This window comes from Bacteroidota bacterium (genome assembly GCA_035506275.1).
Classification (GTDB): domain Bacteria; phylum Bacteroidota; class Ignavibacteria; order UBA10030; family UBA8401; genus JAGVPT01.
On record DATJPT010000007.1, the window covers coordinates 86,907 to 110,636 of the forward strand.

The 23,730-nt window shown below is 53.0% G+C and carries 19 protein-coding genes; 8 read left to right on the top strand and 11 right to left on the bottom strand.

Translation table 11 applies throughout. From position 1 onward, the window contains the following. Positions 1–3 precede the first annotated feature (3 nt). From VMF88_05265 to VMF88_05285, 5 genes are all read right to left on the bottom strand, one after another. Positions 4–1,083: an aminotransferase class I/II-fold pyridoxal phosphate-dependent enzyme gene (locus VMF88_05265; protein HTY10461.1), complete on the bottom strand. Its 1,080-nt coding sequence runs from the start codon at positions 1,081–1,083 to the stop codon at positions 4–6. A gap of 76 nt (positions 1,084–1,159) precedes the next feature. After that, on the bottom strand, positions 1,160–1,495 hold the full coding sequence (locus tag VMF88_05270; GenBank protein ID HTY10462.1) for a hypothetical protein: 336 nt from the start codon (positions 1,493–1,495) through the stop codon (positions 1,160–1,162). A 3-nt stretch (positions 1,496–1,498) separates the two neighbouring features. Beyond that, entirely contained in the window at positions 1,499–3,028 is a 1,530-nt protein-coding gene (locus VMF88_05275) for a DUF2851 family protein (protein ID HTY10463.1), read from the bottom strand. Between the two features lie 61 nt (positions 3,029–3,089). Beyond that, complete coding sequence (gene pyrF, locus VMF88_05280) at positions 3,090–3,914, bottom strand: orotidine-5'-phosphate decarboxylase (GenBank protein ID HTY10464.1); 825 nt, start codon at positions 3,912–3,914, stop codon at positions 3,090–3,092. Between the two features lie 72 nt (positions 3,915–3,986). Further along, positions 3,987–4,358, bottom strand: a complete 372-nt coding sequence (locus VMF88_05285) for a four helix bundle protein (protein ID HTY10465.1) — start codon at positions 4,356–4,358, stop codon at positions 3,987–3,989. A 30-nt stretch (positions 4,359–4,388) separates the two neighbouring features. Here VMF88_05285 and VMF88_05290 point away from each other — a divergent pair, with 30 nt between their 5' ends. Continuing rightward, complete coding sequence (locus tag VMF88_05290; protein ID HTY10466.1) at positions 4,389–4,589, top strand: hypothetical protein; 201 nt, start codon at positions 4,389–4,391, stop codon at positions 4,587–4,589. Between the two features lie 53 nt (positions 4,590–4,642). Here VMF88_05290 and VMF88_05295 read toward each other — a convergent pair whose 3' ends face one another. From VMF88_05295 to VMF88_05310, 4 genes are all read right to left on the bottom strand, one after another. Beyond that, positions 4,643–6,712, bottom strand: coding sequence for a S9 family peptidase (locus VMF88_05295; protein ID HTY10467.1), 2,070 nt, complete (start codon positions 6,710–6,712; stop codon positions 4,643–4,645). Between the two features lie 107 nt (positions 6,713–6,819). Continuing rightward, positions 6,820–7,359, bottom strand: coding sequence for a dCTP deaminase (dcd, locus tag VMF88_05300; protein ID HTY10468.1), 540 nt, complete (start codon positions 7,357–7,359; stop codon positions 6,820–6,822). 204 nt (positions 7,360–7,563) lie between these two features. Next, positions 7,564–7,788, bottom strand: a complete 225-nt coding sequence (locus VMF88_05305) for a cold shock domain-containing protein (protein HTY10469.1) — start codon at positions 7,786–7,788, stop codon at positions 7,564–7,566. Positions 7,789–7,880: 92 nt separating this feature from the next. After that, positions 7,881–8,081, bottom strand: a complete 201-nt coding sequence (locus VMF88_05310) for a cold-shock protein (protein ID HTY10470.1) — start codon at positions 8,079–8,081, stop codon at positions 7,881–7,883. 472 nt (positions 8,082–8,553) lie between these two features. Here VMF88_05310 and sthA point away from each other — a divergent pair, with 472 nt between their 5' ends. Both sthA and VMF88_05320 read left to right on the top strand, forming a co-directional pair. Then, positions 8,554–9,954 carry a Si-specific NAD(P)(+) transhydrogenase gene (gene sthA / locus VMF88_05315; protein ID HTY10471.1) on the top strand — a complete coding sequence of 467 codons (1,401 nt, stop codon included), beginning with the start codon at positions 8,554–8,556 and terminating at the stop codon, positions 9,952–9,954. Positions 9,955–10,118: 164 nt separating this feature from the next. After that, on the top strand, positions 10,119–12,683 hold the full coding sequence (locus VMF88_05320) for a DUF3160 domain-containing protein (protein HTY10472.1): 2,565 nt from the start codon (positions 10,119–10,121) through the stop codon (positions 12,681–12,683). 149 nt (positions 12,684–12,832) lie between these two features. Here the strand turns inward: VMF88_05320 and VMF88_05325 are convergent, their stop codons facing one another. After that, entirely contained in the window at positions 12,833–13,024 is a 192-nt protein-coding gene (locus VMF88_05325; GenBank protein ID HTY10473.1) for a hypothetical protein, read from the bottom strand. Between the two features lie 508 nt (positions 13,025–13,532). Here VMF88_05325 and VMF88_05330 point away from each other — a divergent pair. The 5 genes from VMF88_05330 to VMF88_05350 all read left to right on the top strand — a co-directional run bounded on the left by VMF88_05330 (position 13,533) and on the right by VMF88_05350 (position 21,107). Beyond that, the gene (locus VMF88_05330; protein ID HTY10474.1) at positions 13,533–14,888 is read left to right on the top strand and encodes a T9SS type A sorting domain-containing protein; all 1,356 of its coding nucleotides are present in this window, start codon (positions 13,533–13,535) and stop codon (positions 14,886–14,888) included. 35 nt (positions 14,889–14,923) lie between these two features. After that, on the top strand, positions 14,924–15,325 hold the full coding sequence (locus VMF88_05335) for a hypothetical protein (GenBank protein HTY10475.1): 402 nt from the start codon (positions 14,924–14,926) through the stop codon (positions 15,323–15,325). Between the two features lie 120 nt (positions 15,326–15,445). Next, a complete protein-coding gene (locus tag VMF88_05340; protein HTY10476.1) occupies positions 15,446–17,089 on the top strand; it encodes an ATP-binding protein in 1,644 nt (547 codons plus the stop codon). Between the two features lie 105 nt (positions 17,090–17,194). Continuing rightward, positions 17,195–19,372 carry an adenylate/guanylate cyclase domain-containing protein gene (locus VMF88_05345; GenBank protein ID HTY10477.1) on the top strand — a complete coding sequence of 726 codons (2,178 nt, stop codon included), beginning with the start codon at positions 17,195–17,197 and terminating at the stop codon, positions 19,370–19,372. Next, positions 19,365–21,107, top strand: a complete 1,743-nt coding sequence (locus tag VMF88_05350; GenBank protein HTY10478.1) for a family 10 glycosylhydrolase — start codon at positions 19,365–19,367, stop codon at positions 21,105–21,107. The genes VMF88_05345 and VMF88_05350 overlap by 8 nt, the downstream gene beginning before the upstream one ends. A gap of 82 nt (positions 21,108–21,189) precedes the next feature. On the opposite strand, the gene VMF88_05355 is transcribed toward VMF88_05350, so the two are convergent. After that, positions 21,190–23,682 (bottom strand): PQQ-binding-like beta-propeller repeat protein, encoded by a 2,493-nt coding sequence (locus VMF88_05355; GenBank protein HTY10479.1) that lies wholly within the window; start codon positions 23,680–23,682, stop codon positions 21,190–21,192. Between the last annotated feature and the right edge of the window lie 48 nt (positions 23,683–23,730).

Consider the following 23,730-nt stretch of genomic DNA (forward strand, 5'->3'; position numbering starts at 1 on the left):
ACGTTACCGTTGTTCGGGAATGGGGGCTCGTGTAACTGAAAAATACTTTTGCAGTTCCCGGATGAGACGCGTGTTTTGACCGGGCGTTCCGATGGTGATCCGGACAAAACCGGAGAGCTCCGGCTCTGAAAAGAACTTGATAAAAATTCCCTCTCCTTCAATGCGTTCTTTGAGCCCAGCGATCTGCTCTGCCGGGATTTTCACAAGAACGAAGTTCGCTTCGGAACGGTACGCCGTGCATCCGTCGCCCGCCTGAAAGAAATCATAATAGCGTTGACGTTCTCCGGCAGTTGCAGATGCCACCATCCGATAGTGCGCTGAGTCCCGGAGAGCGGCCAGCGCGAGCTGCTCCGACAACTGATTATAGCCTAAATACCGGGTGCTGTACGTGATGAGTTTTTGGTAGTTCTTTCCGACGAATGCGTGGCCGATCCGAACCCCGGCAAGGGCGTAGAGCTTTGAGAACGTCCTGAGCGCGGCAAGGTTGGGATAATGTGTGGTAAGCTGGGGAGCCGTGTCGTTCAAAGAGTCAGAAAATCCGAAATATGCCTCGTCGAGCACCACCAACGTCTCTGGAAAACTCTTCAATAGAATTTTGATGTCATCAGATGAGAACACGTTCCCCGTGGGATTGTTCGGCGAAGCGATGAGCAGGATGCGCGGGTTCTCGCGCCGGATAAGCGAACCGATCTCTTCACGGTCATAATAGAAGGACGACTCGCCGGCACGCATCGGATAGTCCATGACCCTTCCCCCAACTTCGGCGGCGACCGATTTGTAATACCACCATGAATATTTCGGGACCATCATCGTCTGTCCCGGACCAAGATAACAGTGGACTATTTGCTTGAGCATGTCCTCGCTCCCGTAGCTGAGCAGGACCGACGTCTCCGGAAGATTATACTCCTCTGCCAGTTTTTCCGAAAGCGTGCTCTTGACGCCGCGGAGATAATCGCGCGAGTACGTAGTGAGCTGATTCTTCGCCGTCTTCTGCAGAATGGAAAAGCACTCCGGTGCCGGACCGAACTGATTTTCGTTCCGGTCAAGATAGAGCACCGTCTCTTTGTGTGAGGCTGTCTTCATGTTTTGGTTTTTTCCTACACAAGAAAGTAGTGCTTCGTTGGAAACAATGCAAGAAGTTTCACGTGCACCGGGTTCATTATCTCCCTGAGTCCCGAAGCTTGATCCTCACAAACTCCACAATGATCATCGCATCGCCGATCGGGTCGACGCTCGGAGAGGTGAAATCCGGACCAAGCCGGGCTTCCAGGCGCGCCGCCGCGGAGGCAACGTCAGGCGGAATGCGTTCCAGCTTCATGAATGTCCGAAGAGCGCTCAGATAATCCTGTTCCGCGGAGTGAGGGGCATTCAGCTTCTGAAATTCCCGGATCGCGATCCCGGCAGCACGCCGCGCCGACGTTCGCAATCGGCCGGGGTTCTTTGATTGCCGCGCTCTCCGCAGTTCAATTTCTATTTCGTCGTTCCAATCGCCCATGGTTCAATTCTGAAAGACTGTCCTGCCGACTTCGCATGCATTGCACCGATCGGCGCGGCAATACCGTTTGTACAGCTGGATGACCCCTTGTTGGTCGAGGGCCGAATGCAATCCGATTTTTTTCTTCAGCAGCTGCCTTTCCATTTTTCGTGTGATGAAATTATCTTCCAGACGAGGAATCTCAGCCGCCAATTCCAAACAATGATCGTTGAGATCGTTCACGTCAAAAATGACCGCATACAAACTGCACAGAGGGATCAGCGTGTTGATGATTAGATCGTACGTACGGGCGTCGCCGAGCAGAGCATGCCGCCGCGGGGACGACTCGGTAAATGAATAGTGGAAGCTCCAAAACGAGTCCTCCTCGATCGTCAGCGCCGACAGAAGCTGCGCGAGCTTCTCATGGGCGGCTGAGCGGCCGCCATTAATTATGGTGACGATATGGATGAGAAGCTGCCGATACATAATGCGATGAACAAGCACGGATGCGGCCGCAACGCGCGCGGTCGGAAAATTCGAGGGACGCGTCGGGCTAAAGACCCAATCTGCGGAATGCATGACCTCCCGAGAAAGTAGTCTCTCCGGTGCGGAGATCACCGCCAGATCGTTCCATGTTGATCTCAATTGGTGGAGGCGTATCTTGGATTGCTGGTCGCGGACCGTTTGAGCTTCCGGCAGCAGCCCGGAGATATGAAAGAGAACCGCCTCGATTTCCAATGGAGTTAACTCCGCCTGCGGCGAAAGAGACCTCAGCAGCGGCACAGAGACGCGATTCGCAAGCCTTCCGAAGGGAACCCTGTTCTTGGAATATCCCAGCCCGTCCATGCATTCTTCATACAACAGCTGTTCCCAGGAAAATGGACTGCGCAGTTGCCGCGGGTCGACCTGCATTCCCGGAATCGGAATGTCGTCCGGGTTTTCTTTGCCGGGCTGCGGAGCGTAATTCTCAGACGGCTCAAGAACCTCGAGGGAATGCTCTTCGCTTATTCCGACCAAGCGCCGGTACAAATAAACTACTTTTTCGGTTAATCGTTCCCGAAAGAGAACGCCGATCCAGCGCTCAAGGAGGTCGCTCTGCACTTCATCGTTCAGACGATGGCATCGAAGAGACGCAGAACGCGAGAGATGCTCATCGCGCCGTGCATGCTCGATGATCTTCTCCAGCGGGAACGAGAGAAATTCGCCAATGGCAACAACGGGAACCGGGCGCCCGCTGGCGGTCAGCGTCGCCGGTCCGTTCGGACCGGCATAAAGAACAACGTGGAGGATCACCGAATTATATTTTGGATCGGTGTTGTGCAAATGCGCATACCAATCGTCTGCATAACGGTGAAACTCTATCTCGCCCCGGTATGTTTGTTCATCCAAAATGACAACACCGTCGCGGAAATCGGGCCCGCCGTCCCGGTTGACAATCCCCGGTGAAACAACTTTCAGTTTCCTGCCGTCGAGCGTTGCCAAACGTTCAGCGTTGAGGTATTGGTTGGTCCAGAGATGACGAAGAATGTCCTCGTGAATGGCTGTGGAATGCATTGCCGGTTCCCCCCGGAATACGATGATGAGACGCGGATGATTCGTGAGAAGAGGAGATCGTTTACTGCTGGAAGAACTTTTCCCGCCAGGAGTTGATTTCTTCCCTGAGCTTCAGCGCTTCTGCACGCGCAGCGTCGGCAAAATTTTCGCCGTCTGAAGCATAGAGAATGCTGCGGCTGGCGTTGATGATCGCTAAATATCCCTTGCTATCGCATCCATAATGTACTGCCGATTCTACACTCCCTCCCTGGGCGCCGATGCCGGGAATAAGGAGCGGAGCATCCGGCGCGTTTTCTCGGATCGAACGAAGCTCTTTCGGTTTGGTGGCGCCGGCCACAAAGCCGATATTCTTCTTTGTATTCCACTTCAGCGCCGTTTCAATGACCTTCTCGTAAAGAAATTTTTTGCCGACCTTGAGATATTGAAAATCCCTTGCTCCCGGGTTCGATGTCACCGCAAGAATGAACGCGCACTGCTCGCCCGACTGAATGAACGGTACGATGGAATCTTTCCCCATGTAGGCGCTGACCGTGACCGCATCGAACTTCAGGTCATTCAAAAAAATGTTCGCGTAGCGTTCGGATGAATTGCCGATGTCTCCCCGCTTGGCGTCGGCGATCGAAATAACGGAAGAAGGAATGGCCTGGCGTGTTTCACGCATCGCGCGCCATCCCCGCTCTCCTTCGGCCTCGTAAAAGGCAGCGTTGACCTTGTATGCGCAAACGATATCGCTCGTCGCCTCGATGATCCGCCGGTTGAATTCGGCCTGCGGATTCTCATGGGATTTCAGAAAGCCGGGGAGCTTAGCGGGATCGGTGTCGAGGCCGATGCAAAGCAGCGAATTGTTCCGTTGCTGGATGTTTTTTAGTTTCGAGACGAACGCCATTGTTACATTAAAATGAAAAGATGAAATCGGAAAAATAAAGAACAAAAATTTGCAATAGCCCGTATCCAGCGTTTACCGCTTACCTCTAAGCGTGAGAATGCTTGATGCCAGAATTTTTGATACCTCGTCCAATTCTCTCAGAAACCAATCGACGCTCTCGTATTCGGCCCGCTTAGAGTCTCTCAGCAGTGCAAACCAGAGTTTGCTTTCATTGGACGATTTGAGCGATGCAACAAAATAGTTCGTGAAATCTTTCCTGCTGCTTGCAGATTGCCCCTCAACGTAATTTCCAATAATGCTTGTTCCGCTTCTCAAGAGCTGGTCCCCTAACCGGCGGGAAACAATATCGTTTGGAAGCCGGTCAAGAAAAGCAATTAATTTTAACGTGAATGTGTACAGGCGGCGCTTAATTTCGTCCTTTTGGATCTGCGAGTTAGTATTCATTTTCCCCCCAAGGAAAATCGAATATTAAAAATGAAAAAGGAAAGACACAATGAAGAGATTAGAAATTTGGTGCTATCGGTTCTCTCTTTCTTTCATCCCTTTCTTTTTCATTTTTGCTTTGCAAATACTGATTTTGCCGGTCAATTATTTTTCCCTGTTGCAAAATCAAAGATTGCAAATGAAAAAGAAGAGATATCGAGAAAAAATCAAGCCATAGAAGATCTTATTTGACCAGAATACATTCTATTTTTAATTTCAATTTTTCCATTTTCATCTTTGATTTTTCATTTCTTCAGGTACTCCGCAAGCCATCCGAGCACCGTCTTATGCCACAGCTCGCTGTTGAGCGGCTTCAGCACCCAGTGGCCTTCGTCCGGGAAGTACAGCATCTTCGAGGGGACGTGCATCCGCTGCAGCGCCGTGAACATCTGGAAACCCTCGCTCACATCGAGCCGGTAGTCCAATTGCCCGTGGATGAGCAGCATCGGCGTCTTGAAATTTTTTACGAAGTTGCTCGGCGAGAATTTATCATAGAGCTCGCGGTTCTCCCACGGCGTTCCTTTGAATTCCCAATCCTCGAACCACAGTTCTTCGGTCGCACCGAAGGCGCTGATCGAATTGTAGTCGCCGTCGTGGCTCACGAGCGCTTTGAAAATCCCCTTGTCATTATGTCCTTCGATCCAATTGATCATGTACCCTCCGTACGACGCCCCGGCCGCGGCGATGCGCGCCGTGTCGATGAACGGATACGTTTTCATCACATACTCGACGCCGTTCATCAGGTCGGTGAATACTTTTCCTCCCCAGTCCCCAGAGATCTCGTCCGTGAATTGCTGGCCGTAGCCGGTACTGCCTCGCGGGTTGACCATGACGACAACGTAACCGGGGGATGCGAACATTTGCGGGTTCCAACGGTAGTGAGTGATATCGTCCCACTGTCCCTGCGGTCCGCCATGAATAAGATAGACCATCGGATATTTTTTGTTCGGGTCGAAGAAGGGGGGCTTCAGGATGAACCCCTCGACCTTTTTCCCGCCGGCACCGTCGAACCAAAACTCCTCAAGCGGGTTCATTTCCAGCTTGGCGATGCTGGCGTCGTTCGTCGTCGTCAATTGCCGGAGATTTCTCCCTTCGGTGTCCATCCGCCATACTTCGTGCGGATTGCGGACGGTCGTTCTGGTGAACACAAACGTCTTCCCGTCGGGAGTTAGTTGTGGCTGCGAGACATAGACCTTGGAGGTGACCTGTGCAACCTTCGATGCCTCTTTTCCTGTTGGAAGACTGACATTGTATACAGAGTGGTACCCCTGGTCATCTGCGTTGAAATAGATGGTCTTACTATCCGGCGACCAGATCACTTCGTCGGCTGAGCGGTCGTACGATTCGGTGAGGTTCGTGCGTTTCCCCGTTCCCCGTTCATATAGAATAATGTCGTACTTGTCCGCTTCGAAGCCGGGGCGTTTCATTGCGCGGTAGGCGATATACTTTCCGTCCGGAGAATAGACAGGCTGGTTATCATTCGCCTTGTTGTCGGTGATCCGCTTCGGTTGGCCGGTAGGCTTTCCCTTTTCGAGCGGCTCGATAAAGATATCGTTGTTCGTTGAGATCGCGATCATCGGATCGGTGTTTCGGACGAAGGCAAATTCTTTTCCGTCCGGCGAGAATGCGTAGTCGAAATCCCCCCCGATATCGATCGGCGGGGTATCATAATCCCCCGGAGTGACGTCGACCGCCGCACCGCCCGTCGCAGGAATAATGAACGCATGGCTCCGTTTTCCATCGGTGAAGTGGTCCCACACCCTGTACGGAAGCCGGGTAAAGACCTTCGCCTTTACTTTGCTCTTCTCCATCTCGTCGTTGCGCGCTTTGTTGCAGCTGTCGCTGGCGCAGTCGGGGAAAACGTCGGAGGCGAACGCGAAATACTTTCCATCGCTTGAGACGACAAGCCCCGAGACACCGGTTGAGATCGAGCTGACCTTTTTCGGTTCGCCGCCGCTGACCGCCACCGTGTAAATTTGCGGTTCGCCGTCGCGCGCCGAAATAAAGGCGATCGTTTTTCCGTCGGGGAGCCAGCGGGGAGAATTATCGGCCTTGGGGCTGTTCGTCAGCTGTCGGGCAGTGCCGCCGTCGATCGAGGTTATCCAGATGTCGCTGTTGCCGGTGTTGGTTTCTTTGCTGTAATAGGTGATCGTATACGCGATCCATTTCCCGTCCGGCGAAATCTGGGGGTCCGCAACGCGTCCCCAGCTGATCATGTCGTCGAAGGTGATGGCGCGCCGGGGCTGGGCCGATGAACAATGAACAATCAACAATGAACAGTAAGCAGTAAACAGTAATGAGAAAATGCGTTTCATGAGAACTCCAAAGATAGAAAATGTAAAAAGGTGCAATCGAGGTGGCACAAAAACGCCCCTCTGGCATTCAACTGTTTTCTTTTTAATTCTTCATCGCTAATTTTTTATTATTTCTTGAAGTTCTTCCACATCATCGACTCGACCGGTTTGTTGGTGTGCCGGTTATATTTCGCGTTCTCTTTCTTATTATAGAGGACTTCGACGTCGCCGTCGATCACAAAATAGATGAGCTGGCCGATCGGCATGCCGGCGTAAATACGCACCGGCTGGCGGACGGAAATTTCGAGGGTCCAGGTGTTGCAGAAACCGACATCCCCCTTGCCGGCAGTTGCATGAATATCGATTCCGAGCCGGCCGATCGAGCTTTTCCCCTCAAGAAATGGGACGTGGCAGTGCGTTTCGGTATACTCTTCCGTAACGCCGAGATATAACTTGCTCGGAACGAGGATGATGCCTTCTTTGGGGATCTCAAAGTGATGAATGGTGTTATGCGTTTTTGCATCGAGAATCTCATCGTCGTACATTGCCAGCGATTTCCCGAGATGGACGTCGTAGCTGTTCGAACCGAGGTATCTTCGGCTGAACGGCGTAATGACGATCGTGCCGCGCTTCATTTCTTCGAGAATTTTTGTGTCGGAAAGAATCATAAGAGTAATGAAGAATTATGAAATAAGAATTTCGACTGGGGGGGACGGGGCTCGGGTTATTGTGCTCGGACGTGGAATAAATCTATGAGATTTTTTTACAAATGCAATTTCGGAAGGACTTCGCAGCCTCTAAAAGAGAAAAGCCGCCGCGGATGCGCGGACGGCTTTTTACTATTCAGCGAATCGCGGGGGTCGATCGCGCGCTTATTCTTTGGGAACTTCGGATGAAACGCGGGCGATATTGTACGCACGCTTTCCTTTTTGCTCGACGCGGATCTCAAATTTGACGTTGTCTCCCTGGCGAAGCTCGTCGCGGAACCCCGTGTCCTTCACGTTGCTTTTGTGAAAGAAAATATCCTCGCCTTCCGGCGTGGTCAAGAAGCCGAAGCCTTTTGTAGAATTGAAGAATTTTACGGTGCCATTCAGCATATCTAAAGCCTCCTTATGTCCTCGCTGTTGAGGATCGGATGGTAACAGAAAGTCCCGTGCATTGCACGGGACTTGTCATCAACGCGTCAGAACTATATCTTCTGAACGTTCGCCGCTTGCAGGCCTTTCGGTCCATTCTCAACATCGAATTGAACCTGGTCGCCTTCGTTCAAGTTCTTGAACCCTTCGCCGACGATCGAGCGGTAGTGCACAAACACATCCTCGCCCGACGGCCGCGAAATAAATCCAAAACCCTTGGTCCGGTTGAACCATTTGACTGTTCCTTTTTCCACGGAACGTCTCCTTTCGTAAAAGATTTTTCAAAAACCTTTTTTCCGCAGGTTGTACGGAAAAAAGCGTACAGCGTTGACTCTTGCTGCCATAAACAAAAAATCGCATCAACGGCTTGCTGCATCTACCTTTCGATGCGACTACATTTCGTCTATCGATGTTTCAGAAATCGGTCCGAAGGTTCCTTCGGAAAAGGATAACCCTTGTGCCTCTGTCTTTGAAAAATCTCAAGCGAAAAAGCAATGACAAGCGCAATAACGATGTACTATTAATTGCGTCGATAATATACACCTTATTCCGGAGAAGAGCAAGGGGTTTTTCAGTCCCGGGTCACGCGCGGGAGTCGATTCTGATCGTAACGGAAAGGTTCGGGACTTGGAGCTTCGGGCCAAGAACTCCCAATGTATTGCCTCTTTCCAAAAAAGGTGTATCTTTGCTCTCAATCTTCCTCGGATATTCTGACTAATCCTGGTAATGGCTGGCACATACGACTTCGACCTCATAGTAATCGGCTCGGGACCGGCGGGTGAAAAGGGAGCGGCGCAGGCCGCCTATTTCGGGAAGAAAACAGCGATCATAGAAAAAGCCCCGCGTGTCGGCGGTGCGGGGGTCAACACCGGCACCGTTCCGAGCAAAACCCTCCGTGAAACAGCCCTCTATTTTTCAAACCTCCGGCAGCGCGGACTCTACGGCATCGACTACAGCGTCAAGCAGAACATCTCCATCGAAGATTTCATGTACCGCAAGACGCATGTCGTCAACAACGAATGGGACCTCATTTACCAGAACATCGAACGGCACAACATCGAGCTGATCTTCGGGAATGCTTCCTTTGCGGATGCGCACACTGTCCAGGTCGAAAGAGACGGGTCGATAGAAAAATACACCGCCGAGTTTATTCTCATCGCAACCGGCTCGATCCCCAACCGGCCGGACAATTTTCCGATCGACGACCGCCTTGTCTACGACAGCGATTCCATCCTCAACATGGACCGCATGCCGAGGAACCTTGCGGTCGTCGGCGGCGGCATCATCGGCTGCGAATATGCCACGATCTTTACCGCTCTTGGAATTCCTGTTACCCTCATCGAATCGAAGCCACGGCTTCTTTCCTTTATCGACGGAGAGGTCTCGGAGCGCCTTCACAAACATCTCACGCATCTCGGCATGACGATCCTTGTCAACGAAGTGTACGAGCGGCTTGACAAGGGAACGGAGACGGTCACCATCCACCTGAAGAGCGGGAAAAAAGTCATTGCCGACAAGGTGCTGGTCGCTGCCGGAAGATACGGGAACACAAAAAATTTAGGACTCGAGAAGCTCAGCATCGCTCCGAACGCAAAAGGACAGATCGCTGTCAATGCGCAATTCCAGACATCAGCACCGAACGTGTATGCGGCGGGAGATGTCATCGGCTTTCCTTCGCTCGCCTCCACGTCGATGGAGCAGGCGCGCGTCGCCATGTGCCATGCTTTCAAGCTCGAGTACAAAAAGCAGGTCTCGCCGTTTATTCCCCTCGCTGTTTACTCGATTCCAGAAATTTCCTATGCGGGGGCCACCGAGGAAAAATTAAAGGAGCAAAAAATTCCGTACTGCGCCGGCAGGGCGATGTTCGAGCTCAACGCCCGCGGACAGATCATCGGCGACCTGAGCGGCATGGTAAAACTTCTTTTCTCTCCTTCCGACCAGAAGCTTCTCGGCGTCCATATAATAGGGGAAGGAGCGTCCGAACTGATTCATATCGGACTTTTCGTCCTCTCGCAAGGGCTCACCATCGATTATTTCATTCAATCGGTGTTCAATTTCCCAACGCTCTCCGAGGCGTATAAATACGCAGCATATGACGGGCTGGGGAATCTGCAAAAAATGAAGTAATTCGAAGCTTGGGCCGGGTCAAATCGGACGCGTCCCAACCAAATACCTCCGGCAAATGTCCGACGTGCGGATTCCGCAATCCCGTTTTTTCCTTCCTGCTTGCTTTTCATTTTTAGCGCCCGTACTTTTGTACCGAAGTTTTTCCTTCCGGAAAGGGGTGCGATATGAAATCCTACCGAATCGGCGGCATGCTTGCGGCGCTGTCGTTAAGTATCTCTTCTCTCATTTTTCCGCAACAAAGTCAGACGTTCGACACTGCCGCATTTAAGCAATTCATTGCGTCACATCAAAACCTGTCAACGGAACAACTACAGTCTCTTTACGGCGCTGGAACGTTCTCGGCGGGAGCTCATACCGTTTGCGGTTCCGCTCAATACTTCGACAGCATCAATCAGCGATACGGTCTCACCGCTGCCGAACAATCTCTCCTGAATAAGAACGGTTTCATGGTCACGGAGCGGCTGAAGCCATATTCATTTGCCGACGGTTATCTGCAAATATACCGTTATGATCTGCCGGTCTTTGTTTCGACCGACGCCATCCTCCATGCTTTGCACATGTCATGCGATGCGCTTCTGATGCAGGTCGAGACCGACGTCCTGTACGAAAAGCTCGACACGCTCCTGTCCGCCCTTCACAGCCAGCTTCCGTCGATGGCAGCACGCTACCCCTCCGCTTCGATGAAGAACATGCTGGATGATATCGATATTTATCTCACCGTTCCTCAGCAGCTTTTGGGGAGATCGGCGACTCCCACGTTCAGCGAAAATACCAATGCTGTCAGCCAGCTTCTGAGCTTGATCAAAGGCGAACAGCCCGCAGACGTCGATCTCTTTTCGGACACGAAGCGCACAATAGACTTCAGTCAGTTCACGCCGAGGGGACACTATACACAGACCCAGCAGCTGACAGAATATTTCCAAGCAATGATGTGGCTCGGCCGCATTGAGATGTACATTATTTCCCCCATCAGCGCCGGACTGCAGCAAACCGATGCAGATATCCAGCGTCAGGCGGTCGATGCCGTTCTTCTCAGCGAGATGATGGACGGAGCGGACAAGTATCCTTTGCTGGGGCAGATCGACGGCATCATCCAGGCATTCGTAGGAGCATCGGATAATATCACGCTCCCAAACATCCGGTCGCTGATTCAATCGAACAATATCACAAGCGCCGACCTGCTGCTGGATTCGCTCACGTGGAAAAGCTTTCAGGATACGGTGGCACAAAAGCCATACGCATTCCAGCGTATCAACTCGCAGATCCTCATGTCCGACCCTATGAGCTCCGCGCAGGCAAAGCCGGCTTCTTCATTCCTGCTGCTCGGTCAGCGGTTTGTGATCGACTCGTATGTTACCGGGAACGTCGTGTACGATAAGATCATCTATGACAACATGAAGATCCTGCGGATGCTGCCGTCGACGCTGGACGTTTTGTTCGCGCTCGGCAACAATGCCGCCGCCCAGCTCTTGAAGCCGGACCTCGACCAGTATAAATACTCCTCGAACCTTTCTGATCTGCGCTACCTGATCGATTCGTACGATTCGGGATTCTGGCAAAGTACGATCTATAACGGATGGCTGAATTCGATCCGGGCGCTGAATCCGCCGGCAGACAGAAGCCCGCTCCCCCCGTTCATGCAAACGGCCGCGTGGTGGCAGGAAAAAATGAATACGCAGCTTGCATCGTGGGCGCAGCTGAGGCATGATTTTCTCTTGTATGCAAAACAGTCCTACACGGCCGGCGTTCCGATATGTTCCTTCCCGCAAAGTTACGTGGAGCCGATCCCGCAATTTTTTGAAGCAGTAAAATCATTTGCTGAAAATGCGGCGGCGGAATTTCAGCAGCCTGTGTTGCAGTACGGCTCGCGGGGCTCGCAATACTTTGCCTACGTCGCGGCCATTGCCGATACGCTCGGCTCAATCGCGCGAAAGGAATTATCGAATACTCCGCTCTCTGAATCGGAAACAGTCTTTTTGCGCTCCATGCTGTATATACAGACGCTTGAAGGAGGGTGTGTGCCCGAGACCGTCGTCAACGGCTGGTACGCCGGGCTCTACTACGATGGCCAGACGAGCCTGCAAAAACATGACATGACGATCGCCGACGTTCATACTGCGCCGACGGATTCGTTGGGCAACCCGGTCGGATGGGTGCTCCACGCCGGAACCGGCCCGTTGAACCTCGCCGTTGTCATCGCTGCGCTCCCGGGTAAATCCCCCACTGCTTTTATCGGTCCGGTGTTGAGCTATTATGAATATCTCGCAACGAACTTTACGCGGCTGACCGATGAGGAATGGGCGACGATGTACAACGTCTCACCATCGCTCCGTCCTTCATTTACAAACTTATATCTCGCCGACAGCATGGGCTCGGCCAAGCCCGAGGGGGCATCCCTCGTGATGGGGGTGAACAATCAGCCGCCTGCCTCACAGCTGCCGACAACGCTGGTGCTGGAAAAAAATTTTCCGAACCCGTTCAACTCATCGACGATCATCATGTTCACAATTCCCTCCGGATTGGCGAACGCCAACACCGAACTCGCAGTGTATGACATTCAGGGAAGACTCGTGAAGCGCCTTCTCTCGCAGCGGATGCCCGCCGGAAAATATGCCGCCAGGTGGGATGGATCGCTGAACAACGGAACCACCGTCGCAAGCGGCGTTTATTTCTATCATCTTGTCGTCGGTGATCAGCATCGGGTCGGAAAAATGAGCTTCATCAAGTAGGGGGAATCGATGAAAGGGCTGTGCGGGATTTTGCTCTTCCAATTTTGGGCGGGGGCAGCCGTCAACGCACAAATTGTCAACGAAGACGCCTATCCTGATCTTCCATACCCGGTCATCTCTGCATACGTTCTTCCTGCGCCAGGCGACTTCTACGTTTCGGGTTTGATGTCCTCCTCCTCTTCCTCTTTTGACGGATCGGAAGGATTCACGATCCCGTTCTTTTTGCTCCACCCGGAATCGCCGCAGAGAGCTGTCGTTTTGATTCCCGATACAGCCAGGTTCCTGTTCCACGCGTTCCAATACGACCAGGATGAATTTTCCGTGGCGTCCGCCGTCAGCACTGATGATTCCTTATTTGTTGCCTGGAGCAAGATAGGGCGCTTTGCTGCCGATGTTCCTCCTACGTATTTTGACAGGCCGGTTCTATCTGCCGGAAAATTTTCAAACGGAAAGTTCGAGCCAGTTTTCTCTTTTCCAAACGGCCTCCATCCGTCTGTGGCCCTGGATAATGCAAAGACTCTTCATTGTGTGTGGGAGAATGTAACGCCGCTCTCCTTAACCGGATATGGACTCGTCATTAACTATCAAAGCACGATATTGTATTTGTCAAGGAGTCAAACCGGCCTTTGTACGGACACTGTTGTTGTCGGGACCGGCTTTTTTCCGCAATTAATATATTCCCATAATACTTTACACTGCATTTATTTCGAGGCTGACTCGCTAAATCAACCCGACGTCCGTCTTGTATATCGAAAACTCAGCAATGGCCAATTTGACGATCCCGTTGTGTTGTATGAGATTCCCTCTGCGCAATATTTCCCCACCGCTTATACTTCGTCCGAATTCCCGATGAATCGGTTCGCCTGGGGTCCGGACAGCCTCGGTGGCATTCATGTTGGCTGGGCGTCGGTGTACGGGCCGGGAAAAGCTTACATGCTCCATTATCGCGGCGCGAGTGGAATACAAATAGACTCGACTCCAGGGTTTTATTCTATCCTGCCGAAATTCAAATTTATGCCCGATGGAGAAACAAGGGTTGTTGCCTCAACGCTGGATGCCTACAGCGACACGGCCAGGTTACGGTACTTTGTATCAAAGCAAGGAACAGCGATCCAGGAAGAACAGGTTTTTCGACTGGCGTCGAATTCCTCGTCAATCGTCTCTTTGATTACGGACTCATTGCAAAATCAAGACGCGCTGGTTACGGACTATTATTCAGCGATTGAATCATGCCTCATAAAAAACATCGGCAACCGCGATACTGCTACGGCTTATCTGGCCACCGGCTATAATTTTGAATCATCCTTTTATGTGGACAGGAGCGGCAGGGTGTGGTCGACCGCGACAAGGGGCCCTACAGGCGTGATCGTAAATTTTCTTTTGAGTGATGTTGACAAGGCGTCTGATTTTTCCTTCCCGCTCGCCATCGGCGACCGATGGTATTATTCATGGACCAACTACGAAAACCCTATCCCGCCTTATCCCGGCGGTTTCGATTCGACGATCGCAGACAAGGATACATTGTTCTTAAATGGCAACCGCTATGTGCGACTCCATTCCACTTTTTTCCCAGATGAATTTTTGAGGAAGGATGGATTTCGGGTTTACCAGTACTCATTCCGGGACTCTGCAGAAGTTCTCCGGTTCGACCTGTCGGCGCAAAAGGGGGACACGATCGCATTCTACCGGAACTCCCCCTTTGATTTTTCGGTGCTTCAGGCATCCGGAAATGGGAGTTATTTTGGCTTGCAGCGACGGTACCAAGACTACCAGGCGTTTCTCCCCGGCGCCCTTTTGTCCTCGACCACCGTTGTCGACAGCATCGGCATCGTCGGTGAGGCAGATGGGCTTGGAAACGCCACCACAATCACGGCGGCGCTTATCGACGGCAAGCGGTACGGAACGGTCGTAGCGGTTCATCGGTCTATGGAGGCCATCCCTCTCCGTTTCAGTCTGTCGCAGAATTATCCGAACCCGTTCAACCCCGCAACCGAGTTCCGGTTCACTGTTCCCGATGCACGCTTTGTTTCGTTGAAAGTATTCGATCTTCTCGGGCGGGAAGTATCAACGCTCGTCAGTGAAAAACGTCAGGCGGGAACATATGCTGTGCAATGGAACGGCGGAGATTGCGCGAGCGGCGTATACTTTTATCAACTGCGCGCCGGAGACCTTGTCGATACAAAAAAGATGCTGTTGGTGAAATAATTCCTCGGGGCCCGGCTTCGTCCGAAGGAGCGGACTTGAATAGACTTCTCTCTTTCTGCATTATCATTCTCTCCATCGCTCTCGGATGCAAAAACGATCCGACCGGACCGAGCTCTCCTTCGCTATTGGGGAAATGGAACTGGATCAAAAGCGTCGGCGGCTTTACCGGCGGCACGTTTACGCCGCAGACAGAGCGTCATACAAGCGCCATACGTTTTGGAGCAGACAGTTGCTATAAAGTGTATCGCAACGATTCCTTGGTCACCTCAAGCACGTTTTCTTTGAGCGAAGAGACAATAAACGGCGGCACGGTGGAAATACTGCGCTACCAGTTCATCGCTCCGGCACAGATCATTTCGCGGCTTGATGCCGACACGCTCATTCTTTCCGACAACGCTGCCGACGGTTTTACTTCTACCTGGAATAGGATCAACTGATGTTCTCCTCCCGAACGGACGTTTTTCGTCCTCATTGACAAACTACCGTAATTTTGCTACTATCCTGTAGCGAAATCGCTTCTCACCAAACCCTTCACTGAAAATTTAGACAGTACGCGTATGCCCGCATCAGAAAAACATATCGGTACCATATATAGCATCAGCAGCTCAAGCGCAATGGCCGTGCTGGATAATACGATCATCTCAATGGAACGAATGCTGGGAGGGAAACCGTACCAGATCGGCCAGATCGGCACCTTCGTCGCAATTCCGATCGGCACGACAAGCGTCATCGGAATGATCGCCCGCGTCCAGCTTTCCCACCAGGATCAGCCCGCAACAGAAGGCGTGGCGGAAGGCGCGCAAATCCTCAAGGGAAAAAAAGAGATGGAGATACAGCTGGTGGGCTCGGTTGTCAACGGAAAATTCGAGAAAGGAATCGCCAGCTTCCCGCCGGTCGGCGCCGACGTTTACATGACCGACGACAGCGATATGACGACGCTCTTTTCCACGTACGCACAATTCGGGTTTGCGATCGGCGACATCTCCGGCTATTTAGGAGAGCGCCAATACATCGACCCGAATAAATTCTTCGGAAAACACATCGCCCTCCTTGGTTCGACCGGATCCGGAAAATCGACCGCGGTCTCGTCGATCCTCCAGAAAGTACAGATGTTCTCCAACACGCATGTGATCGTGCTCGATATTCACAACGAATACAAGGCCGCCTTCCGCGACTTCGGAAACATCATCAATATCACCGACCTCGAGCTGCCCCACTGGTTCATGAATTTCGAGGAGATGCGCGAGGCATTCGTCGATGAAAGCGAGTCTTCGGCACAAAGCCAGGAAATGCTCTTGAAGGACCTCGTCCTTAATTCGAAGAAGATCAAGAACCCGACGCTGCAGGAATACATCACCATCGACGCGCCGGTCTACTATGACCTGAACGAAGTGCGGGCGAAGTTCCAGTTCTACGACACGGAGCGGATCACCGGCTACGGAGGCGGGCAGTCGCGCGAGGGACCGTTCTTCGGCCAGTTTACGCGCTTCCTCGTCCGCTTAGACAGCCGCATGACTGACAGGCGGTATGAGTTCATGTTCAAGCCGAAGAAATTCAAAGACTCCGTCGCGATCAAGGACGTCATTTCCAAGATCTTCGGCCTGGAAAACAAGAAACAGATCACCGTCCTTGACCTGAGCGGTGTACCGTTCGATATCGTCAACGTCATCGTGTCGCTCCTCGCCAGGATGATCTTCGATTTCAATTTCTGGAACAAGAGCAAGTCCGATTTTCCGGTACTGCTCGTCTTCGAGGAAGCGCACAATTACCTGCCGCAGGTCCCCACGGCGCACAACCGCGCGGCGCGGAGAACGGTCGAGCGCATCGCGAAGGAAGGGAGAAAATACGGCGTTGCGTGCATGATCGTCAGCCAGCGTCCGTCGGAGCTTTCGGAAACGATCCTGTCGCAATGCAACAATTTTATCACGCTCCGTTTGACAAATCCCACCGACCAAAACTACGTGCGGAAACTGGTCCCCGATTCCTTCAGCGGATTGTTCGACCTTCTGCCGACGCTCCGTCCAGGCGAAGCGCTCATCATCGGCGACTCGACGCCACTTCCCGTCCGCGTGCTGCTCGATTATCCAGCCCCGCCGCCGGACAGCGCCGACATCAAGTTCTATGACAAATGGGTGGGGTCGGAAAAGGAGACCGTCGTCTCGGATGTCGTCGAGCGGTGGTGGAGACAGGACAGATCGTGAAGAGCAATTATGAATTAGGAATTTTGAATTTGAAATTAGAGCAACAGAGGTTCTTTACTATGCCGTTTTTAATTTTGAATTCATAATTCAAAATTCCTAATTGTTTTGAAGAATCGCCTCGAGGTCAAAATACTCCTGCTGATCATCGTTGTATTGATCGCCGGTTTCGGAACGTACGTTATCGTTTCGATCAGCAGTCAGTCCAGCATGCTCATCGAGCAGAACCGGCAAAAGTCGATGCTCTTCGGGCAGACGATCATGGTAGGAATCCGCAACGTCATGCTCTCGGGGAAGGCGAGCTACGCCCGCGCGTTCGTGAACGACGCCCGCGACAGCCTCACCTCCGGCATGCTCACCGTGTACAACAGAGAGGGGAACGAAGTTTTTCAGGAAGAAGGAAAGGGCTTCGTCAAAAGCACGGGGGACCCGAACGTCCGCCGCGTCATCGAATCGCAGCGGGAGGTCGAAGCGATGCTTCCCTGCGACGCCGGAGAAGAGACATTTACCCGCCTCGAGCCCCTCATCAACGACAAAGAGTGCCAGCCCTGCCACGGGACGAACCACACGGTGAGGGGCGTTACCTGGGTTTCGCTGCAGCCCGACCTGATATCCTTTCAAACACAGAGCTCACACGTCGAACTTTCCAAAGCTCAATCGGAAATCAGTGAAATCGTCTGCAACACCCTCGCTGCCGGCTTCCGCAACATCATGGTCTCCGGCGAAGGTCCGCTCATGGATACGCTCATCAACCGTACTTCTGCGCTCCCGTTCATTGAACGGATTCAGGTTTACGACAGATTCGGCGACCTCCATTTCGGCCTAGAAAAAAATGTCCGCGCGCCGAGCGACGTTCTCCGTGCCATCGCGAAGACCACGCCTATTGAAATTCCCGACGACCGCAACGGACTTCTCACCCGCTTGATCCCGCTGCGCAACGAGGAGCGATGCCAGGTGTGCCACGACCCGAAAAATCCGTGGCGCGGCGTCATGGCGGTGACGCTGAGGATGCGCAGCCTCGACCGCAACCCCGACTCGCTCAAGAAGCAACTGACGATGATGCTCCAGGCATCGGTCGGAGCCGGGTTCAGAAGCATCATGCTCGTGGGGAAAGGAAGCTACGTCCGCTCATTCATCAACGAGGTCCGGATGATCCCGGCGGTGCATGACGTCCGTGTCTTCGACAGGGACGGAAACGAACGTTTCGTCAACCAGCCTGCCCAGGCGCTCGGACAAAAACTTGCGCAGCAGGCTCTTCTCACCAAACAGGTCATCGAGACGAAGCAGGTCATCGACGGCCAGGAATATCTGGTGCGCGTTTCCCCTCTCATCAACGACAAACGCTGCCAGGGGTGCCACGGCACCGACCATGCCGTGCGGGGCGTGGTGGAGGTTGCCGCCTCGATGGCCGACGTCAACGCCGCCGTCAACAAGAACAAAATTTATTCGCTGATCACCGGCGCTTTAACCGTGCTGCTCGTGTGGCTCATTCTCCGCGTCTTCATGAAGCGCGTTGTCGTTCACCCGATCGGAAACATCGGCGAGGTGGCGCAGCGGGTCGGCCGGGGGGATTTTTCCGCGGCGGCTGTCGTGACATCAAAGGACGAGATCGGCGACCTGGCCCAGCGCATCAACGAAATGATCGTCGGATTGCGCGAACGGTTCCATCTTCAAAAATTTGTCTCCCAGCAGACCGTCGATGCGGTGCGGCAGGCCGATGCAATGGGGATAAAACTCGGCGGCGAACGAAAGACCGCCACCGTTTTCTTCTCAGACGTCCGCGGCTTTACATCGTTCTCGGAGAAGGTCGAGCCGGAGAGGGTCGTCGCGATGCTCAATTCCATCCTCAGCCGCCAGACCGCGATCGTGAAAAAATACGGCGGGGATATCGATAAATTTGTCGGCGACGAACTCGTCGCGGTATTTTTAGGGGATGATATGGTGACACGGGCTGTTGAATGCGCGGTCGAGGTCCAGCAAACGATGAACGACGTTTCGGCGACAGCGGGGGAAGACGTCGGCATCGGGATCGGCATCAATACCGGCGAGATGGTGATGGGGGCGATGGGAAGCGAAGAACGTATGGATTTCACCGTCATCGGCGATTCGGTGAACCTCGGGGCGCGCCTCTGCAGCGCCGCAAAGCGCGGACAGATTCTGCTGTCGGGAAATTCCGCCGGTTACATCGGCGGCAATGGTTCGATCAGACTCGTAAAGCTCGAGTCGATAATGGTAAAGGGAAAAGAACGGCCAATAGAAATTTTCGAAGTGCAAAGACATGCTTAGATTCAGTTTCCTTCTTTTTATTCTTGCTGTCATTGAATTTTTCCTTCCGGTTCCCTCGGAAGGGCAGCAGGACCTCATCGCGCCGAAATGGGAAGTGCGCGCGGTATGGTTGACAACCGCCGGCGGCGCCGATTGGCCGAAGACGTACGACGTTGCCGCTCAGAAAAGGTCTCTCGCGGGAATTTTTGAAACTCTCCAGAAGAAGCATTTCAACACGGTCTTTTTTCAGGTGCGTCCGCGCGGGAACACATTTTACAGGTCACGGTTCGAACCGTGGGCCGCGGAATTGACAGGCACCCTCGGCCAGGATCCAGGGTGGGATCCTCTTGAGTTCGCCATAGGGGAGGCGCACAAGCGGGGGATGGAGCTTCATGCATGGTTCAACGTTGCGAAGGTCTATAACAGCGGCCAGCCGCCGCTCAGCTCGCCGCGCCACATTGTGCGCAGCCATCCCGAATGGGTCCAGCAGTACGACGGAGAATGGTGGGTCGACATGGGAAGACCCGAAGTCCGGGAATACACCGAGAACCTCGTCATGGAACTGGTCCGGCTGTACGACCTCGACGGAATTCACTTCGATTATATCCGCTATCCGGGACAAAAATTCGAGGACTGGAACTCCTTCCGCCTGTACAGCGACGGCGTGGAACGGGACCAATGGCGCCGGAACAACATCACGCAATTCGTCCGGGAGATGTATCGGCAGATCATCGGTGAGAAACCGATGATGAAGGTCGGGTCGGCGCCGCTCGGTATCTACAGGCCGATCCCGGGGGCGCAATCGGGATTCTCCGCATACGAGGAGCTGTATCAGGATTCACGGTCGTGGCTGCAGGAAAAAATTCAGGATTATGTGGCGCCCCAGATCTACTGGGATTTCGGAGAGCAGGTGAATCCGTACGACCCGGACTTTCGGGCACTCTGTATCGATTGGAGCAGGAATAATTTCGGCCGGTATGTCTATGCGGGGCTCGGCGTGTACCGTGATAACGTTCAGAAGGAAGTCACCGAACAAATATTTCTGACGCGAACGCTTGAATGCCAGGGACAGTCGTTCTTCCGCTACGAGAACATCCTGGACCTTCCCGGCATTGCGATCACATACAAATACCCGGCACTCATCCCGCCGATGCCGTGGAAGGATTCGATCCCCCCGCTTCCGCCGACGGATATCGCCGTTGTGCAGGGCTCCGGCCATTCCACCATCGTCAAATGGAAAGAGCCGGCGATCGCCGTGGACGGCGACGGCGCTTCGCATTACGTCGTGTACCGTTCCACCGAGGAATCTGTCGACATCCGGAACCCACGGAACATTGTCGCGGTGCTTCCGTCGGCGACAACACAGTATATTGATGAGACGCCGGGCAATACCAGCTATTATTATACCGTGACTGCCCTCGACAAAGGGAACAACGAGAGCGGAGGAAATTTTCTTGCGTATCAGACACGAAAGAACGATGTGCTGTCGTCGGCAGAATACTCGCTGGGCCAAAACTATCCTAATCCGTTTACCGATCGAACGTATATCTCTTACGAAATTGCAGACCGAACGCCGGTCCAGCTAAGCGTAAGAGATTCTTCGACGAACAAAGAAATCCTCATCGTGCAGGAGACGGAGGACGCGGGGACATATATTGTCTCGCTGGAAGGAACAGCGCTCGCGAAGGGGAGGTATCTTTATACGCTCAAAGCCGGCTCATTCGTCGCGACGAAGATACTGGAACGGGGAGAATAATTCTAAAAATTCAAAAGCAAAAAATGAAAAAGAGGAATGTGTTGTTCGCATTCCTCTTTTCTTTGGGCTTTCACATCCTTGTTTAATTCTGCTTCAGCGGGTATGCCGCGGCTTCCTTATCGGTAAGGGCAATGAGATAGCTGTCATCCGGCATAGGAAACAGGTGTGTCTCCTTATCGACGCCGACCTGAAATTCGACCGCTCCGGTTGCCAGGTCGATGCGCGTCAGTTTTCGGTCGACGCAGTACATCAGCTTGTTCCCGAACAATTCAGGGGTGAATTTTATCTTCTGCCAATCGTAGCTCCAGTCGTGTTTCCATTTCGCGCTGCCGGTCGAGGGATCGAACGCCGCAATACCATCCGGTCCGTATGCCACAATTTGTCCGTTCGCGGTTTCGACGCGGAGGGGCTGGGTGAGGTTCTTTTTCCTGCTGTAGGCAAATGCCTTCTCAAAGTCGATCGTGCCGACGTCGTTTTTCTTCAGGCTCGATTCCCAGGCGAATTTCCCGCCGTCCCGTCCGAGTTTGAGGGCATAGATCTTTTCAAGGTCGCTGAAATACAATACTTTCTGCGCGGCATTATAGCTCTTTTCGAAGTCGAAGGGTTTTGCGACAAGAGCCCGGTCGCGGTCCGCATAGCCGCTGAAACCGAGAGCGATCGAGTGGAAGGTGAATGAATTCCGCGCCGCGCTCAAACCGAAGCTCCCCTGCGCAAGGGACGGGTCCTCATCCGTTTCCACTTTCCAAAGAACTTTGCCCGCCGCCGGGTCGACGGCCATAAATCCGTACGGAGTGTCGTTGGTTTCTTTTTTGAAGTCGATCTTATCGTCCCGCACGGTGTTGGTTCTGTACGCCTCATAACTGTGGTCGCCGCGTAAAAAAACGACCGAGTATTCTTTCTTCCCGAATTTGGCGTACAGCAACCCGTCGATCACAGCAAGGTCGGCGATCTGGACCCCGTCGAGCTCCTTTTCCAGCGTCCATAACTTCTTGCCGGCGGAAAAATCGAATGCGATCAGCCGGTCCTTTCCGGTGAAATAAACGATGTTCCCCTGCACAATGGCCGAGCTGGTTTTCTTTTCATCACCGTCAAGAACGGGAAAGTAATTTCTGTAAACGTACGCACCGGTCTTCATGTCAACGGCGCAAAATCCTTCGCCGCTTCCGCTGCGGGTCTCGGGATTGAGCATTTCCGACGAAGTGACAATGCCGATGACAAGTTTGTTGTCCATCTGGGTCACATCATAATCGAAGCCGATATCGGAGTAGCCGAAATCCGCCCCCCGCATGGCTTCCGAAAGTCCCATCGTAGCCGCGGCAAGGTAGACCCTTCCGAGCGACCCGAGAAAACTGGTCTCGTGCGAAACCACTTTTTTTCCGAGCGCAACGGGCGTCCGGTAGTCGACATTGCCGGTAAGGAGATTCAATCCCATCAGATAAAGATATGTACCCTGCTCACTGCCGCTGTCGCGGGGACGGTTATACGTGATAATGGCCCGGCTGCCGTCCTGCTCAATAAACCGGTGAGCGAAACCTTCGAAGTTCGGGTCGCCGTCCTTCGACTGCCAGACGGTTTTTCCGCCGACTGGGTCGAGGGCGACCATTTTGTTCTTGAGGCTGATGAGAAGAATATCCTTTCCGTCCACAAGATACGCCTGCATCGACCGAATGTCGGCGTATGAAAGCGGGATGCCTGCGGTCGAACCGTTCTGGAAATTGAAATGAATGAGCGAGTCTTTGGTGAACACGGCGCATCCCTGCGTTGTCGGCACGAGGACTTCGTGCGATGCGTCGAGGGCAACTTTGCGGCGCACCAGTTCCTTGTTGTGGACGGCATCGACCACCGCAACCTCTTCGTCGAGAACAAACAGGATCGCGCTCTCGTCGTCGGATTTGTGCGACCACGCGAATTTCTTTTTCACCAGATCGCTGTTCGCCTCGTACTTTTCTCCGGTGAAAAGCTGCGCGCCGGTGTTGATATCGAAGAGACCGAGTTTGTCCCCCTTGAGCATGACGATCTCTTTTCCCTGCTTCTGCAGGTCGAACAGCACGTACCCGCCTTTCGATTTCAGGTCGGCGTTGATCGTGACGTTCAGCAAAATTTTGCCGGTGTTCATATCGAACAGCACGCGCTGGTCCTCGTAGCGGATCATGATAACGCTGGCCGACCCTTTATCGGCGCTTTTGTAATCCTCCTGATCGACGCCCGGCACCTCTGTTTCCCATAATTTGGCCCCTGTCATCGCATCATAGCATTGAACCGTTTTCGACGTACTGACAAGGAATTTGCTCCCATGGAGAACGTATTTGATCCCTTTCTTGGCAAGCCCTTTGACCTCCATCGTCCAGACCTTTTTCCCGGAAACGGCATCAAACAATCCGATCGATTCGCCGCTGGCGAGAAGGATGTGTGTGCTGTCGTCAAGGAACCGTATCGCGTTGATCGTTTTCCCGAAGCTCGTCGTCCACGCCGCCCCTTTTGTGTCTCCGGCAACAACGATTCCGGCAACTGTTGCTGTCAACAACAGAAGCGCTTTCATAAGAGCTGCCGCCGAAAGAGATCGCACTCTTTTCATAGAACTGTTCTCCTTAGTTTGTACGATTGGGTAAATGCAGACCTACGT

What these genes read in the sequence shown, in the direction of transcription:
- VMF88_05340 (HTY10476.1), top strand. Translation starts at nt 15,446, where the DNA reads ATGCCCGCATCAGAAAAACATATCGGTACCATATATAGCATCAGCAGC.
- VMF88_05285 (HTY10465.1), bottom strand. Translation starts at nt 4,358, where the DNA reads ATGAATACTAACTCGCAGATCCAAAAGGACGAAATTAAGCGCCGCCTG.
- VMF88_05305 (HTY10469.1), bottom strand. Translation starts at nt 7,788, where the DNA reads ATGCTGAATGGCACCGTAAAATTCTTCAATTCTACAAAAGGCTTCGGC.
- sthA (HTY10471.1), top strand. Translation starts at nt 8,554, where the DNA reads ATGGCTGGCACATACGACTTCGACCTCATAGTAATCGGCTCGGGACCG.
- dcd (HTY10468.1), bottom strand. Translation starts at nt 7,359, where the DNA reads ATGATTCTTTCCGACACAAAAATTCTCGAAGAAATGAAGCGCGGCACG.
- VMF88_05270 (HTY10462.1), bottom strand. Translation starts at nt 1,495, where the DNA reads ATGGGCGATTGGAACGACGAAATAGAAATTGAACTGCGGAGAGCGCGG.
- VMF88_05265 (HTY10461.1), bottom strand. Translation starts at nt 1,083, where the DNA reads ATGAAGACAGCCTCACACAAAGAGACGGTGCTCTATCTTGACCGGAAC.
- VMF88_05355 (HTY10479.1), bottom strand. Translation starts at nt 23,682, where the DNA reads ATGAAAAGAGTGCGATCTCTTTCGGCGGCAGCTCTTATGAAAGCGCTT.
- VMF88_05350 (HTY10478.1), top strand. Translation starts at nt 19,365, where the DNA reads ATGCTTAGATTCAGTTTCCTTCTTTTTATTCTTGCTGTCATTGAATTT.
- VMF88_05290 (HTY10466.1), top strand. Translation starts at nt 4,389, where the DNA reads ATGAAAAAGGAAAGACACAATGAAGAGATTAGAAATTTGGTGCTATCG.
- VMF88_05295 (HTY10467.1), bottom strand. Translation starts at nt 6,712, where the DNA reads ATGAAACGCATTTTCTCATTACTGTTTACTGCTTACTGTTCATTGTTG.
- VMF88_05330 (HTY10474.1), top strand. Translation starts at nt 13,533, where the DNA reads ATGAATCGGTTCGCCTGGGGTCCGGACAGCCTCGGTGGCATTCATGTT.
- VMF88_05275 (HTY10463.1), bottom strand. Translation starts at nt 3,028, where the DNA reads ATGCATTCCACAGCCATTCACGAGGACATTCTTCGTCATCTCTGGACC.
- pyrF (HTY10464.1), bottom strand. Translation starts at nt 3,914, where the DNA reads ATGGCGTTCGTCTCGAAACTAAAAAACATCCAGCAACGGAACAATTCG.
- VMF88_05320 (HTY10472.1), top strand. Translation starts at nt 10,119, where the DNA reads ATGAAATCCTACCGAATCGGCGGCATGCTTGCGGCGCTGTCGTTAAGT.